This is a genomic window from Burkholderia arboris (assembly GCF_038723655.1).
GTDB classification, from domain to species: domain Bacteria; phylum Pseudomonadota; class Gammaproteobacteria; order Burkholderiales; family Burkholderiaceae; genus Burkholderia; species Burkholderia arboris.
On record NZ_CP109821.1, the window covers coordinates 1,101,264 to 1,116,311 of the forward strand.

A 15,048-nucleotide genomic window follows, 5' to 3' on the forward strand; every position below is an offset into this window, starting at 1 on the left:
CGGCGCTTTTTCTTTGGGCGGCCAGTGCTTACTGCGACTGTGCCTGGGTAGCAGCGGGTTGCAGCGCGCCGGTCGCCTCCATCTGCGCCTTCACGGCTTCGCCGAGCTGGTACACGGTGAGCGCGTAGAAGAAGCTGCGGTTGTAGCGCGTCAGCACATAGAAATTCTTCAGGCCGAGCATGTACTCGGTCGCACGCCCCGGCGACGGCAAATCGACCACGGTCACCGGCGTGCCGGCTTCGGTCGTGATGTTGACCGTCGGCTCGTTCAGCGTCATGCCGGCGCGCAGCAGTTGCGATAGCGCCCAGTGCGGTTCGGGCTGGCCGTCGGCGGCGGCCTGTGCGATGCCCAGGCTGCCCGTGTCGGGCGTGATCTGCCAGACCACCGGGCGGTCGGTTTCCCAGCCGTGCTGCTTCAGGTAGTTCGCGACGCTGCCGATCGCATCGACAGGACTGCTGCGCAGATCGACATGGCCCGTGCCGTCGAAGTCGACCGCATACTCGCGGATGCTGCTCGGCAGGAACTGCGGGATCCCGATCGCGCCCGTATACGAGCCGAGCACGGTGGTCGGGTCGAGTTGGTTGTCGCGGGTCCAGACCAGGAAGTCCTCGAGGTTCTTGCGGAACGTGGCCTGGCGGCTGTCGCGATTCGGCGTGTCCGGGTAGTCGAAAGTGAGCGTCGTCAGCGCGTCGAGCACGCGGAAATTGCCCATGTAGCGGCCATAGATCGTCTCGACGCCGATGATGCCGACGATCACCTCGGGCGGCACGCCGAACTGCTCGGACGCGCGCTGCAGCGTTGCCTGGTTCGCCTTCCAGAACTTCACGCCCGCGTTGATGCGGATCGGCTCGATGAAACGCGAGCGGTAGACGCGCCAGTTCTTGACCGTCGGCGATGCGGCGGGCCTCACGAGCTTGACGGCCGTCGCCGAATAGCTGATGCGCGAGAACAGCGCATGCAGGCTCGCCGAGTCGAAGCCGTTGCGGCTCACCATCTCGTCGATGAACGTGTCGACCTTCGCATTGTTCGCGTAACGCTGCGGAACGATTTCCTCTTCGAAGGTCTGGCCTTGCGGCACCGGCTGTTGCGGCTGGGCCTGTGCGACGAGCGTGCCGGCGGGCTTCGCGGGCTGCGTCTGCGCGCCGGCAGGCGCGATGCCGAGGGTCGCCGCGACGGCAGCGACGGCGAGCGGCGCGCGAACACGGAACAGCGCGGAGAGAAGGGCGGCAGGCTTGCTGGAATTCATGTCGAAGCGGGCGGACAGGGCGATTGGGTTCGGCGCAGTATACCCGACGCATCCGGCGTGCCGGGGCGAAGCTGGCCCCCGTTGTGGTAAGTTAGCGGCGAATTCGCGGCAGACGATGGACATCATTGATGGAGACCTGCGGCGCACCGTGCGCCGCGGATGACAGCTTATGGCAACCGCTTTCTATACGCACCCCGACTGCATGCTGCACGAGATGGGGGAATGGCATCCGGAATGTCCGGCCCGCCTGTCGGCGATCCAGGATCAACTGATTGCGAGCCGCATCGACGATCTGATCGTGCACGAAACCGCGCCGTTCGCGAGCGAGGTCGCGCTGGGCCGCGTGCATACGCAGGCGCACATCGACTACATCCGGAGCATGACGCCGGTCGACGGCTACGTCGAGATCGATCCCGATACGCTGATGAATCGCGATACGTGGCGCGCGGCGCTGCGCGCGGCCGGCGCCGCGATCGCGGCGACCGACGCGGTGATCGAGGGCCGCTACGCGAATGCGTTCTGCGGCGTGCGTCCGCCCGGTCACCATGCGGAACCAGCGCGCGCGATGGGCTTCTGCTTCTTCAACAACGTCGCGATCGCCGCGCGGCATGCGCTCGACGTACACGGTCTCGAGCGCGTCGCGATCATCGATTTCGACGTGCACCACGGCAACGGCACCGAGGCCGCGTTCGCGAACGACGAGCGCGTGCTGATGTGCAGCTTCTTCCAGCATCCGCTGTATCCGTTCTCGGGCGTCGATCACCAGGCGCCGAACATGGTCAACCTGCCGATGCCCGCGCGCAGCAACGGGATGGCGATCCGCGAAGCCGTCGACATGTTCTGGGTGCCGCGCCTCGACGCGTTCAAGCCGCAGATGCTGTTCGTGTCGGCCGGCTTCGACGCGCATCGCGAGGACGACATCGGCAACCTCGGCCTCGTCGAGGCCGACTTCGAATGGCTGACCGCGCAGATCGTCGACGTGGCACGCCGGCATGCGCAGGGCCGCATCGTGAGCTGCCTCGAAGGCGGCTACAACCTGTCCGCGCTCGGGCGCAGCGTCGTCGCGCACCTGCGCGTGCTGGCCGGTATCTGATTCCTGACGAGCGGCCGGGCCGCGCGCACTCAGCGCGCCGGCACGCGCGCGTGGATCCATGCGATCAGCGCGTCGATCACGCGGTCGCGGTCGAGATCGTTCATCGTTTCGTGGAAACCGCCTTCGTACAGCGTCAGCGTACGATCGGGCGAGCCGACGCGCGCGCCGAACGCGCGGCTGCCGTCGGGTTCGGTCAGCTTGTCCTCGGTGCCGTGATAGACGAGCACCGGCACGCGGAGCGCGCCGCGGCCGCTTTCGATGCGCGTCATCGCGTCGAGGATCTCCGCACCGGTGCGTGCGGGCACCGCGCCGTGATGCACGAGCGGATCGGCGCGATTGGCCGCGACGATGGCCGGATCGCGCGACAGCAGCGCCGCATCGATCTTGATGGCGGGGAAGGTCGGCCAGGCCCGGCTGATGATGCGGCTGACCGCGAGCATCCAGCGCGGCACGTCGCGCCCGGGCGCGAGCGCCGGGCTCGACAGTACGAGGCCCGTCAGCGCATGGCCGCGAGCCGGCGCGCGTTCGATCGCGTAGAGCGCCGCGACTGCGCCGCCCATGCTGTGCCCCATCAGGAACAGCGGCGTATTGCCGCGTGCGGCTTCGGCGACCAGCGCGTCCGCATCGTTCAGGTAGCCGTCGAAACGCTCGGCCCACACGCGCTTGCCGGGCGACTGGCCGTGCCCGCGCAGGTCGATCGCAAGTACGTCGATGCCGGCGGCATTGAGCCGCCCGGCGAGCGCGGCATAGCGGCCTGCATGCTCGGCGAGGCCGTGCACGAGCGCGATCGTCGCGCGCGGCACCGCCGTGCCGCCACCGGCCGGCCAGCGGTACGACGCCAGTTCGAGCCCGTCCGCGGTACGCAGCCGGCCCATTTGCGGCGCGGGCGGCGCGGAAGGCGCCGATCCTGCAGTGGCGGGTGCGGCGGCCGGCGTGGTGGTGGCGGTCATCTGGCGTGTCCCCTGTTCGTTGGTCGGTGTTCCGGATCATAGTCGCGGCCCTCTCGCGACGGGCCAGCGGCACTCCTCTAATTTCGTGTGGTTATGAAAAGATCGAAATCGATTATTAAGGGGAATGAGGGGTTTGCGGTAAAATCGACGGTTATTCCAGATGCATCGGCGGCTGACTGGCGGGCCAACTCGCCAGCCGGTCGCCGTTTTGTTTACATGATCGAATTACGCAATCTTTCGCAGCGTTTCCCCGGGCCGAGCGGCTGGGTCGACGCGTTGCGCAACGTCAACCTGACGATCCCGCAGGGCGAGGTGTTCGGCATCATCGGCCGAAGCGGCGCCGGCAAGAGCACGCTCGTACGCACCATCAACCTGCTCACGCGGCCGACCGAGGGCAATGTCGTCGTCGGCGGGCGCGATTTGATGCTGCTGCCGGCAGGCGCGCTGCGCGAAGCGCGGCGCGAGATCGGCATGATCTTCCAGCACTTCAACCTGCTGTCGTCGCGCACGGTATTCGACAACGTCGCGCTGCCGTTGGAACTGGCCGGTGCTAGCCGCGCTGAGATCGAGGCCGCCGTGCTGCCGCTGCTCGATCTCGTCGGGCTGTCCGCGCAGAAGGATCGTTATCCGTCGCAGATCAGCGGCGGGCAGAAGCAGCGTGTCGGCATTGCCCGCGCACTGGCGAGCCAGCCGAAGGTGCTGCTGTCGGACGAAGCGACGTCCGCGCTCGATCCCGAAACCACCCGTTCGATCCTCGATTTGCTGAAGCGCATCAACCGCGAGCTTGGCCTGACGATCGTGCTGATCACGCACCAGATGGAAGTGATCAAGCAGGTGTGCGATCGCGTTGCAGTGCTCGATGCGGGGCGCGTGGTCGAGGAGGGCCGCGTGATCGACGTGTTCCTGCAGCCGCATCACGAAGTGACGCGCGCGCTGATCGGCGACGTGATCGCGCAGGAACTGCCGCCCGCGCTGAAGGCGCGCGTGGCCGAGCGGCTGAAGACGGGCCGCGGGCATCTGCTGCGGCTCGCATTCACGGGCTCGGGCGTCGACCAGCCGATCCTGTCGGAGACGATCCGCCGGTACGAACTCGATTTCAACATCCTGCATGGCCAGATCGACGAGATCCAGGGGCAGGCATTCGGTTCGCTCGCGGTGCTCGCGGGCGGCGAGCCGGGCAAGGTCGGGCAGGCGCTCGCGTTCCTGCGCGAGCAAGGTGTGGTGGTAGAGGAGCTTTCGTATGTTGAGTGAGATGTTCGATATGTTCGTGCAGTCGTTCTGGGAGACGCTGATCATGGTCGGCATCTCCGGAGTGGTCGGCGCGCTCGTCGGCCTGCCGCTCGGCGTGCTGCTCTACCTGACCGATCGTCAGGGCGTGCTGCAGAACCTTGCGGTAAATCGCGTGCTCGGCGGCATCGTGAACGCCGTCCGCTCGACGCCGTTCATCATCCTGCTGGTCGCGGTGATTCCGTTCACGCGTCTCGTCACCGGCTCGTCGATCGGCACGGCCGCGGCGGTCGTGCCGCTGACGCTCGCGGCCGCGCCGTTCGTTGCGCGTCTCGTCGAAACGGCGCTGCGTGAAGTCGATCGCGGGCTGATCGAGGCCGCGCAATCGATGGGCGCGACCACGTCGCAGATCGTCTTCAAGGTGCTGTTGCCCGAATCGCTGCCGGGCGTCGTCGCGGGCCTGACGATCACGTTCGTGTCGCTGGTCGGCTACTCGGCGATGGCCGGCGCGATCGGCGGCGGCGGGCTCGGCGATCTCGGGATCCGCTACGGTTACCAGCGCTATCTGCCGGAAGTGATGTGGACGGTCGTCGCGATCCTGATCGTGTTCGTGCAGATCGTGCAGTCGTTCGGCGACTGGCTGGTCCGCCGGCTGAGCCACAAATAAGACCAGATTGATCCGATAGGGGAGACACGATGCAACGACGCTTCATGCTGAAGTTCGCGGCGGCACTGGGTGCGGCCGCGCTGTTCGCGGGCGCCAACGCGCAGGCCGAAACCATCAAGGTAGGCGTGACGGGCGGCCCGCACGCGCAGATCATGGAAGCGGTGAAGAAGGTCGCGGCGAAGAGCGGCCTGGATATCCGCATCGTCGAATTCTCCGATTACGTGCAGCCGAACGCCGCGCTCGCATCGGGCGACCTCGATGCGAACAGCTACCAGCACGATCCGTATCTGCAGGCGCAGGTGAAGGATCGCGGCTACAAGCTGATCAAGATCGCGGATACCGTCACGTTCCCGATGGGCATCTATTCGAAACGCGTGAAGTCGCTGGCCGAGCTGAAGCCGGGTGCGCGCATTGCGGTGCCGAACGATCCGACCAACGGCGGCCGCGCGCTGCTGTTGCTGCAAAAGCAGGGGCTGCTGAAGCTGCGTGCGGATGCGGGATTGAAGGCGACGCCGCTCGATATCGTCGACAATCCCCGCAAGCTGAAGATCGTCGAACTCGATGCGGCGCAGATTCCGCGCTCGCTCGGCGACGTCGACGCGGCCGCGATCAATACCAACTACGCGATGGAAGCGGGGCTGAAACCGAAACAGGACGCGATCGCGATCGAGGGCCCGAACGGCCCGTACGCGAACATCCTCGCGATTCGCGAGGCGGACCGCAACAAGCCGTGGGTCGCAAAACTGGTCGCGGCCTATCATTCGGCCGACGTGAAGCAGTTCATCGAAGGCAAGTTCGGCGGCGCGGTCATTGCCGCCTGGTAACGGGCAGAGCACGGGCGCCCGGCGGGTTTAGAGTTGATGATCGAAAACCCGGGCTTTGCGTCCGGGTTTTTTCTCTTTTAAAATAGAACGACCGTTCGCTATCATTGGCGCGTCGCCAAGAAGCGGTATCCTCGACAACCACGATGGTTGGGTCCGCTTGGCCGCGCAGTCATGAGGCCTCGCTATAAAATGGCCTCTGGTCGTATTCGTAACTTTGGAGCGTGTGCATGAAAATCCTGGTGCCAGTGAAAAGAGTGGTCGATTACAACGTGAAGGTCCGCGTGAAGTCGGACAACACGGGCGTCGACATCGCGAACGTGAAGATGTCGATGAACCCGTTCGACGAAATCGCGGTTGAAGAAGCGGTGCGCCTGAAGGAAGCGGGCGTGGCGACCGAAGTGATCGCCGTATCGGTCGGCGTCACGCAAGCGCAGGAAACGCTGCGTACGGCGCTGGCGATCGGCGCGGATCGCGCGATCCTCGTCGAGTCGACCGACAGCGTCGAGCCGCTGGCCGTCGCGAAGATCCTGAAGGCGCTGGTCGACAAGGAACAGCCGCAACTGGTGATCCTCGGCAAGCAGGCGATCGACGACGATTCGAACCAGACGGGCCAGATGCTGGCCGCGCTGGCCGGCCTGCCGCAAGCGACGTTCGCGTCGAAGGTGACGGTGGCCGACGGTAAGGCAACGGTCGCACGCGAAGTCGACGGCGGCGCTGAAACGCTGTCGCTGACGCTGCCGGCGGTGATCACGACCGATCTGCGCCTGAACGAGCCGCGCTACGTGACGCTGCCGAACATCATGAAGGCGAAGAAGAAGCCGCTGGAAACCGTGAAGCCGGAAGACCTGGGCGTGAACGTCGCGCCGCGTCTGAAGACGCTGAAGGTGGTCGAGCCGCCGAAGCGCGCAGCCGGCGTGAAGGTGCCGGACGTGAAGACGCTGGTCGAGAAGCTGAAGACCGAAGCCAAGGTGCTGTAAGAGGGAGCGCAAGAAAATGACGATTCTGGTGATTGCAGAACACGACAACGCGTCGGTCAAGGCCGCGACGTTGAACACGGTGGCGGCGGCAGCGAAGATCGGCGGCGACATCCACGTGCTGGTCGCGGGCCACAACGCGCAAGCAGCGGCAGACGCGGCAGCGAAGATCGCAGGTGTGTCGAAGGTGCTGCTGGCCGATGCGCCGCAGCTCGAAGCGGGTCTGGCGGAAAACGTCGAAGCGACCGCGCTGAACATTGCGAAGGACTACTCGCACATCCTCGCGCCGGCGACCGCCTACGGCAAGAACATTGCACCGCGTATCGCCGCGAAGCTGGACGTCGCGCAGATCTCGGACATCACGGCGGTCGATTCGGCCGACACGTTCGAGCGCCCGATCTACGCGGGCAACGCGATCGCGACGGTGCAGTCGAGCGATCCGATCAAGGTGATCACGGTGCGTGCGACGGGCTTCGATCCGGTTGCGGCCGAAGGCGGCAGCGCGGCGGTCGAGAAGATCGAGGCGGCGGCCGATGCAGGCAAGTCGCAGTTCGTGAGCCGCGAAGTGACGAAGCTGGACCGTCCGGAACTCACGAGCGCGAAGATCATCGTGTCGGGCGGCCGCGGTCTGGGCAGCGGCGAGAACTACACGAAGGTGCTGGAGCCGCTGGCGGACAAACTGTCGGCCGCGCTCGGCGCGTCGCGCGCGGCAGTCGACGCCGGCTACGTGCCGAACGACTACCAGGTCGGCCAGACCGGCAAGATCGTCGCGCCGCAGCTGTACATCGCGGTCGGCATCTCGGGTGCGATCCAGCATCTGGCCGGCATGAAGGATTCGAAGGTGATCGTCGCGATCAACAAGGATCCGGAAGCACCGATCTTCAGCGTGGCCGACTACGGCCTCGTCGGCGATCTGTTCGCGCTGGTGCCGGAGCTCGTGAGCGAGCTCGGCTGACGCGGCATCACGCTTCAGCGTTAGGTACACGGGAAAAGGGGCGCGACGAGCGCCCCTTTTTTTTGGTTCATCGCAGGAAACCGTGGAGCCTTGAAGAGCGATTGCGTAACCTGACGCCTGACTTTATGGAGGTCAGGAGGCAGAATTGCTCGATCGCAAGGCACTTCAGGCACTGGGTTGCTGGACAGGCTATCGGCTGGAGCGGGTGGAGTGGCCGCAGGGCGATAGCCGCACGCTGTCGCTGTACTTGAAGCCGGTCAGCAAGGTCATGTACTGCGAGCAATGCGGAGCGCGTTGCCAGCAAATCCACGAGACGACGGTTCGTCGGGTGCGCGATCTGCCGCTGTTCGAGTACCGGGTGGTGTTGCATGTGCCTCGTCGCCGGGTCTGGTGCGAACGCTGCGGCGGGCCGAGGCTGGAGAAGCTGGACTGGCTGGGACGCTACCAGCGGGTGACGGAGCGATTCGCCAAGGCCTGCGAGAAGCTGCTGCAAGCGGCCAGCGTGCAAGCGGTAGCGGCCTTCTACGACCTGGGCTGGCATACGGTCAAATCGATCGACAAGATGCGCTTGCGCGCACGCGTGGCCGAGCCGGACTGGTCAACGATCCGCTATCTGGCGATGGACGAGTTCGCGCTACATAAAGGCCATCGCTACGCCACGGTGGTGGTCGATCCGATCGGCCGGCAAGTGCTCTGGATCGGACAGGGGCGCTCTCGCGAGACGGCCAGGGCCTTCTTCGAACAACTTCCCGCGGGCGTCGCCGAGCGCATCGAAGCGGTCGCGATCGACATGACCACGGCCTACGAGTTGGAGATCAAGGCGCAGTGTCCACAAGCCGAGGTGGTCTACGACCTGTTCCACGTCGTCGCCAAGTACGGGCGCGAGGTCATCGATCGGGTGCGCGTTGATCAGGCCAATCAGTTGCGCCACGACCGGCCGGCCCGGAAGGTTCTGAAGTCCAGTCGCTGGCTGCTGCTGCGCAACCGTCGCAACCTGAAGCAGGAACAGGCCGTGCATCTGAAGGAACTGCTGGCCGCCAATCAGCCGTTGCTGTGCGTCTACGTGCTACGGGACGAACTCAAGCGGCTCTGGTTCTACCAGAAGCCAGCTTGGGCGCAAAAAGCCTGGGAGCAATGGATCGAGCAAGCACGGCAAAGCGGGATTGCCGCGCTGCAACTGTTTGCGCAGCGTCTGCAGAGTTACTGGCACGGAATCCTCGCCCGCTGCCGCCATCCGCTCAATACCAGCGTCGTCGAAGGCATCAACAACACCATCAAGGTCATCAAACGCAGGGCCTACGGGTACCGCGACGAGGAATATTTCTTCCTCAAGATCCGCGCCGCGTTCCCCGGTAATCCTCGATGAACCTTTTTTTTGCGCCCTCGACGGAAGAGAGAAGAGGGAGGCGCACCAGGGGTGATGTCGCACCGGTCACGAGCATGCTGTTCGTGTTGGAGGAACTCGCGGGCATCGACGCCGTTGCGCGGTTGCCGGGTTTCGAGGATGCCGGCTACGACACGGCGCAGGCCGTGCTCGGCGAGTCCGCGTAGGTCTGCGGCGAGGTGCCGGCTCGCTCGGGACGTCGATCGTCAATGCGAAGGGCAACGCGAGCGGGCTCGCGTTGACGGACGCCCCGTTCTGACCGCGCGCAACGCTCTCGACGCAATGAAAAAGGCGCCCCGAGGGGCGCCTTTCTTTTTGTCGCCGACCGGCCCGCGTGGCGGCAGGCCGTCGCGGCTCAGGCGTAGGCGGGGCGCGTCTGGCCGGCCACGTCCTTCAGGTAGCGATGCACCGACAGGTCGTCGGCCTGGATCGCAGGCATCTTGCCCGAGATCAGGTCGGCGAGCAGCTGGCCCGAGCCGCACGACATCGTCCAGCCGAGCGTGCCGTGGCCGGTGTTCAGGAACAGGTTCGACACCGGCGTGCGGCCGACGATCGGCGTGCCGTCCGGCGTCATCGGGCGCAGGCCCGTCCAGAACGTCGCCTTCGACGTGTCGCCACCGCCCGGGAACAGGTCGTTCACGCACATTTCGAGCGTTTCGCGGCGTGCGGCGCGCAGCTTCTTGTCGAAGCCGACGATTTCCGCCATGCCACCGACGCGGATGCGCTGGTCGAAACGCGTGATCGCGATCTTGTAGGTCTCGTCGAGCACGGTCGACACGGGCGCCGCCGCTTCGTTGACGATCGGCGCGGTGATCGAATAGCCCTTCAGCGGATAGACGGGGATCTTCATCAGGTTCGAGATGAAGTTCGTCGAGTACGAGCCGAGCGCGACGACGTACGCGTCCGCGCGCACCGTCTCGCTGCCGCACTGCACGCCGGCGATCCTGCCGCCCGCGATCGCGAGCGCATCGATCGGCGTGTTGTAGCGGAACTTGACGCCGAGCGATTCGGCGAGCGCTGCGAGGCGCGTCGTGAACAGCTGGCAATCGCCCGTTTCGTCGCCCGGCAGGCGCAGGCCGCCCGTCAGCTTGTGCGAGACGGCCGCGAGTGCCGGTTCGGCGTGCTTCAGTTCGGCCGGCGACAGCAGTTCGAACGGCACGTTCGCTTCCTGCAGCACGGCGATGTCCTTCGCCGCGCCGTCGAGTTGCTGCTGCGTGCGGAACAGTTGCAGCGTGCCGCCCGTGCGGCCTTCGTACTCGATGCCGGTATCGGCGCGCAGCGCCTGCAGGCAGTCGCGGCTGTATTCGGCGAGGCGGACCATGCGGCCCTTGTTGACCGCATAGCGCTCGGCCGTGCAGTTGCGCAGCATCTGGTACATCCACTGGAGCTGGAAACGCGTGCCGTCGAGGCGGATCGCGAGCGGCGCATGCTTTTCGAACATCCACTTGACGGCCTTCAGCGGCACGCCAGGCGCGGCCCACGGCGCGGCATAGCCGGGCGAGATCTGGCCTGCGTTCGCGAAGCTCGTCTCGAGCGCCGGGCCGGCTTCCCGGTCGATCACGGTGACTTCATGACCGGCGCGCGCGAGGTAATACGCGCTTGCCACGCCCACCACACCACTGCCCAGAATGACGACTCGCATAGCTGCTCCAGATGGAAGGGACCAGGTCGAGGCCGGGCGCATGTGCGGCTCCGTGTAACCTCTAGCTGATCTAGTTTTTTGCGCTATGGTATTGTCGAATGTGCAGGTTTTGTTATCGTATTTTTCAGGTTTTCAGCATAAAAAAATGAGAACGCAACGTCAGCCAGTACGCTCGCTCGACAAGCTCGACCGGCGCATCCTGAAACTGCTCCAGGACGACGGCCGGATGGCGATGAAAGACCTCGCGGAACAGGTCGGACTGACCGTCACGCCGTGCATCGAGCGTGTGCGGCGCATGGAGCGCGACGGCGTGATCACCGGCTATCACGCGCGGGTCGACCCGGGCCAGCTGGGCGCCGCGCTGCTGGTGTTCGTCGAGATCACGCTCGGCCACAAGGGCGGCAACATGTTCGAGCAATTCCGCCGGGAAGTGATGAAGATCGACGAGGTGCTCGAGTGCCATCTCGTGTCCGGCGACTTCGACTACCTGATCAAGGCGCGGATCGGCGAGATGGCCGACTACCGGAAGCTGCTCGGCGACATCCTGTTGCAGCTGCCCGGTGCGGTGCAGTCGAAGAGCTATGTCGTGATGGAAGAAATCAAGGAGACGCTGACGATTGCCGTCGGCGAGTGACGTGCCGGCGGCCTGTTGTCGGGCCCCTTATCCCGCCCTTGGCATGCCGCACCCAATACTGTATAAATGTACAGTATTGGGTGCGGGCGAAGGGGTGGGCACATGGACGATCGGTCCGACAATGAATTTCCGATAGCGCCGCCGGTGCCCCGCAAGGGGCGCGGCGCGGTCGACAACCTGCAGGGGCGGTATGAAATCGCGCAGCGCGAAGCGGTCGACGACGGCTGGGCGCACGAGTCCGGCGACGACGATTTCGCCGCGCCGCTGCGCACGCAGGTATTCGAGGAGCGGGCGAAGAGCATCCTGACGCACAACCAGTCGCCCGATATCCCGTTCAGCGTGTCGCTCAATCCGTATCGCGGCTGCGAACACGGTTGTATCTACTGCTTCGCGCGGCCGACACACAGCTATCTCGGCCTGTCGCCGGGGCTCGATTTCGAAAGCCGCATCTACGCGAAGGTCAATGCGGCCGAACTGCTCGAGCGCGAGATTTCGCGCAAGCGCTACGTGCCGGAACCGATCGCGCTCGGCGTCAATACCGACGCTTACCAGCCGGTCGAACGCGACCTGCGCATCACGCGCAGCGTGATCCAGGTAATGCACGATCGCGGGCTGCCGTTCGCGGCGATCACGAAATCGTCGCTGATCGAGCGCGATCTCGACCTGCTCGCACCGATGGCCGAGCGCGGGCAGGTGATGGCGGCGGTCACGATCACGACGCTCGATGCGGATCTCGCGCGGACGCTCGAGCCGCGTGCGGCCACGCCGGCACGACGGCTGCGCACGATCCGCGCGCTGCGCGACGCGGGCGTGCCGGTCGGCGTGAGCATTGCGCCGGTGATTCCGTTCGTGACCGAACCCGACATGGAGCGCGTGCTCGAGGCCTGCGCGGAAGCCGGCGCGACGTACGCGAGCTACATCATCCTGCGGTTGCCGTGGGAGGTCGCGCCGCTGTTCAAGAGCTGGCTCGCCGCGCATTTTCCCGATCGTGCGGAGCGCGTGATGAACCGCGTGCGCGACATGCGCGGCGGCAAGGATTACGACTCGGATTTCTCGAAACGGATGAAGGGCGAGGGGGTCTGGGCCGACCTGTTGCGCCAGCGCTTCCGCCAGACCGTCAAGCGGCTGGGGCTGAACGAGCGCACGAACGGCATTCTCGATCTGTCGCAGTTTCGCGGTGCGCCGGCCGCTGTCGCGCCGGCGCCGCGTGTTGCCGTGCGTTCGGCCGGCGCGCAGCCGCGCGACGACATGCAGTTGAATCTGTTCTGACACGCGAGCGAAGCCGTCGCGTGTCGACCGCGGATGCCGCCTGCGTTGTGCTTACTGCGAAAGCTGCTTCGCCGCTTCGACCTGCGATTCGAAGTACGTCTGGAACGACAGCGCGAGGGCGGTCATCAACAGGAATGCGCCGATCAGCAGCGAGAAGATCACGACGAAGATCACGGTCCAGCCCGACTTGCTGTGCTTGCCGGTGTCCGCGTTGAACTGCGCATCCCATTTCTCGTCGGGGCGCAGCCCGTAGACGAGTGCGGCGAGGAACGCCGCCAGCAGCGAGATCGCTCCGGGTACCGCGAGCCACCAGCCGAGGCCGGCGCTGCGTTGGGTCGCCGCGAGCAGGAGGAAGCCCGGAATGCCGACGATCGTCGCGAGCAGGTGTGCCCAGCCGTACACGTCGCGGAAGCCATACAGATAGAAGCGGTGCGCGCCGAGCGATCCGAGCAGGAATGCGAGGGCGGCGGTGAGCGTCTTGGAGCGGAAGCGGCGGGACGGTGCGGTGCTGCTGGACATGGATGGCGGCGTATTGTCGTTGGCATGGGCGGCCGGCGGGCCGGCGCGGGCGCGCGGCCCGGCACGCATTCTACGATGCCCGGTCGGACCCGGTCACCCCTTGCCTGCGTCAAGGTGCCGCATAGGTCACGCGGTAGATCGCGCCCGCGTAATCGTCGCTGACGAGCAGCGAGCCGTCCGGCAGCGGCAGCACGTCGGCGGGGCGGCCCCATACCGTGCCGTCGGGCCGCAGCCAGCCGGTGACGAATGGCGTCTGGCGCGCCTGGCTGCCGTCCGCCGATACGACCACGCGCATCACGCGGTAACCGACCTTCGTGCTGCGGTTCCACGAGCCGTGTTCGGCAATGAACACGTTATTGCGATACGACGCCGGAAACATCGGCCCGGTATAGAAGCGCATGCCGAGCGCGGCAACGTGCGCACCGAGTTTCAAGACGGGCGGCACATAGCGGCGGCAGACGTCGGCGCTGCCGAATTCGGGGTCGGGCGTATCTCCGCCATGGCAATATGGAAAGCCGAAATCGAGGCCGGCGCGCGGCGCACGGTTCAGCTTGTCGTCGGGTACGTCGTCGCCCATCATGTCGCGCCCGTTGTCGGTGAACCACAGCTCGCCCGAGTCGGGATGCCACGCGAAGCCGACCGTATTGCGCACGCCGCGGGCGACCACCTCGCTGCCGCTGCCGTCGGCCTTCATCCGCGCGATGATTGCGTAGCGGCTGCGATCGGCGAGGCAGACGTTGCACGGCGCACCGGTCGGCACGTAAAGCTTGCCGTCGGGGCCGAACGCGATGAATTTCCAGCCGTGATGGTGTTCGGTCGGCAGCGCGTCGGTCACGACGACCGGGGCGGGCGGTTTGGCGAGCCGGTCGTCGATATGATCGAGGCGCAGGATGCGCGACACGGCGGATATATAGAGGGCGCCATCGCGGTAGGCAACGCCGACCGGCATGTCGAGCCCGGAAGCGATCACGTAACGCGCACTGATCCGGCCCTCTTGCATCACGAATGCATGGACGCGTCCTTCCCGCGTGCCGACATACAGGATGCCGCGCGGCGACCACGCCATTTCGCGCGCGGCCGGTACCGCGTCGGTAAGGACTTCGACGTGGAAGCCGGGCGGTACGACGAGTTCGCTCACCGGCAACGGCGCGGCAAACACCGGTGCGGACGCGAGGCAGGCAAGGCCGGCGAGCAGCGCCGTGAGACGGGGCTGCGCGCGGCGCGTCGAGGCGGCGCGAAGGGACGGCATGACGGTGGGAAACGTCCAGGACACGACGATTGTATGCCCGCCCGACAGGCCGACCGCGGATTTTTTGCGCGTAAGTGTTTGTTGTACCTCTGGTTTCCGGCTATAATCGCGTGTTTCAGTAGTTTCGAACCCGGTTTTCCGAAGGACATCATATGGTTATCATCCGTCTGGCTCGTGGCGGCTCGAAGAAGCGCCCGTTCTACAACATCGTTGCTACCGATTCGCGTAACCGTCGTGACGGCCGCTTCATCGAGCGCGTCGGCTTCTACAACCCGGTCGCCACGAAGGGCGAATCGCTGCGTATCGCTCAGGATCGCCTGACGTACTGGCAAGGCGTTGGCGCGCAACTGTCGCCGACCGTCCAGCGTCTCGTGAAGGAAGCGCAAAAGGCGCAACCGGCTGCCTAACATGGCAC

15 protein-coding genes and 1 pseudogene are annotated in these 15,048 nt (G+C 65.7%); 11 read left to right on the forward strand and 5 right to left on the reverse strand.

The genetic code is table 11. The features are described 5' to 3' along the window. Nucleotides 1–28: 28 nt before the first annotated feature. Complete coding sequence (gene mltB, locus OHZ10_RS05225; protein ID WP_342703855.1) at nt 29–1,372, reverse strand: lytic murein transglycosylase B; 1,344 nt, start codon at nt 1,370–1,372, stop codon at nt 29–31. A gap of 43 nt (nt 1,373–1,415) precedes the next feature. On the opposite strand from mltB, the gene OHZ10_RS05230 reads away from it, so the two are divergent. Then, nucleotides 1,416–2,339, forward strand: coding sequence for a histone deacetylase family protein (locus OHZ10_RS05230; protein WP_342703857.1), 924 nt, complete (start codon nt 1,416–1,418; stop codon nt 2,337–2,339). Nucleotides 2,340–2,368: 29 nt separating this feature from the next. Here the strand turns inward: OHZ10_RS05230 and OHZ10_RS05235 are convergent, their stop codons facing one another. Continuing rightward, on the reverse strand, nt 2,369–3,289 hold the full coding sequence (locus OHZ10_RS05235) for a lysophospholipase (protein ID WP_342703859.1): 921 nt from the start codon (nt 3,287–3,289) through the stop codon (nt 2,369–2,371). Between the two features lie 216 nt (nt 3,290–3,505). On the opposite strand from OHZ10_RS05235, the gene OHZ10_RS05240 reads away from it, so the two are divergent. From OHZ10_RS05240 to OHZ10_RS05270, 7 genes and pseudogenes are all read left to right on the forward strand, one after another. Beyond that, entirely contained in the window at nt 3,506–4,540 is a 1,035-nt protein-coding gene (locus OHZ10_RS05240; protein ID WP_059235467.1) for a methionine ABC transporter ATP-binding protein, read from the forward strand. Further along, nucleotides 4,530–5,183, forward strand: coding sequence for a methionine ABC transporter permease (locus OHZ10_RS05245; protein ID WP_059235465.1), 654 nt, complete (start codon nt 4,530–4,532; stop codon nt 5,181–5,183). The genes OHZ10_RS05240 and OHZ10_RS05245 overlap by 11 nt, the downstream gene beginning before the upstream one ends. 29 nt (nt 5,184–5,212) lie before the next feature. Next, a complete protein-coding gene (locus tag OHZ10_RS05250; RefSeq protein WP_059235463.1) occupies nt 5,213–6,007 on the forward strand; it encodes a MetQ/NlpA family ABC transporter substrate-binding protein in 795 nt (264 codons plus the stop codon). A gap of 227 nt (nt 6,008–6,234) precedes the next feature. Continuing rightward, complete coding sequence (locus OHZ10_RS05255) at nt 6,235–6,984, forward strand: electron transfer flavoprotein subunit beta/FixA family protein (RefSeq protein WP_174993472.1); 750 nt, start codon at nt 6,235–6,237, stop codon at nt 6,982–6,984. 16 nt (nt 6,985–7,000) lie between these two features. After that, nucleotides 7,001–7,936 carry an electron transfer flavoprotein subunit alpha/FixB family protein gene (locus OHZ10_RS05260; protein WP_059235460.1) on the forward strand — a complete coding sequence of 312 codons (936 nt, stop codon included), beginning with the start codon at nt 7,001–7,003 and terminating at the stop codon, nt 7,934–7,936. 145 nt (nt 7,937–8,081) lie between these two features. Next, entirely contained in the window at nt 8,082–9,302 is a 1,221-nt protein-coding gene (locus OHZ10_RS05265) for an ISL3 family transposase (protein ID WP_059233026.1), read from the forward strand. A gap of 74 nt (nt 9,303–9,376) precedes the next feature. Beyond that, nucleotides 9,377–9,484: pseudogene (locus OHZ10_RS05270) on the forward strand (acyl-CoA dehydrogenase N-terminal domain-containing protein); the annotation flags it as partial. A gap of 191 nt (nt 9,485–9,675) precedes the next feature. On the opposite strand, the gene OHZ10_RS05275 reads toward OHZ10_RS05270, so the two are convergent. Next, nucleotides 9,676–10,962: a D-amino acid dehydrogenase gene (locus tag OHZ10_RS05275; RefSeq protein ID WP_059235458.1), complete on the reverse strand. Its 1,287-nt coding sequence runs from the start codon at nt 10,960–10,962 to the stop codon at nt 9,676–9,678. A gap of 145 nt (nt 10,963–11,107) precedes the next feature. Here OHZ10_RS05275 and OHZ10_RS05280 point away from each other — a divergent pair, with 145 nt between their 5' ends. Both OHZ10_RS05280 and OHZ10_RS05285 read left to right on the forward strand, forming a co-directional pair. Further along, a complete protein-coding gene (locus OHZ10_RS05280; RefSeq protein ID WP_012492860.1) occupies nt 11,108–11,596 on the forward strand; it encodes an Lrp/AsnC ligand binding domain-containing protein in 489 nt (162 codons plus the stop codon). Nucleotides 11,597–11,698: 102 nt separating this feature from the next. Beyond that, nucleotides 11,699–12,865 carry a PA0069 family radical SAM protein gene (locus OHZ10_RS05285; RefSeq protein ID WP_342703863.1) on the forward strand — a complete coding sequence of 389 codons (1,167 nt, stop codon included), beginning with the start codon at nt 11,699–11,701 and terminating at the stop codon, nt 12,863–12,865. A 51-nt stretch (nt 12,866–12,916) separates the two neighbouring features. On the opposite strand, the gene OHZ10_RS05290 is transcribed toward OHZ10_RS05285, so the two are convergent. Both OHZ10_RS05290 and OHZ10_RS05295 read right to left on the reverse strand, forming a co-directional pair. Beyond that, complete coding sequence (locus OHZ10_RS05290) at nt 12,917–13,384, reverse strand: NINE protein (protein WP_059236852.1); 468 nt, start codon at nt 13,382–13,384, stop codon at nt 12,917–12,919. A 109-nt stretch (nt 13,385–13,493) separates the two neighbouring features. Further along, nucleotides 13,494–14,633, reverse strand: coding sequence for a PQQ-dependent sugar dehydrogenase (locus tag OHZ10_RS05295; protein WP_059235454.1), 1,140 nt, complete (start codon nt 14,631–14,633; stop codon nt 13,494–13,496). 152 nt (nt 14,634–14,785) lie between these two features. Between OHZ10_RS05295 and rpsP the strand changes: the two genes are divergently transcribed. Then, nucleotides 14,786–15,040, forward strand: a complete 255-nt coding sequence (rpsP, locus tag OHZ10_RS05300; protein ID WP_006476550.1) for a 30S ribosomal protein S16 — start codon at nt 14,786–14,788, stop codon at nt 15,038–15,040. The last annotated feature ends 8 nt before the right edge of the window (nt 15,041–15,048 follow it).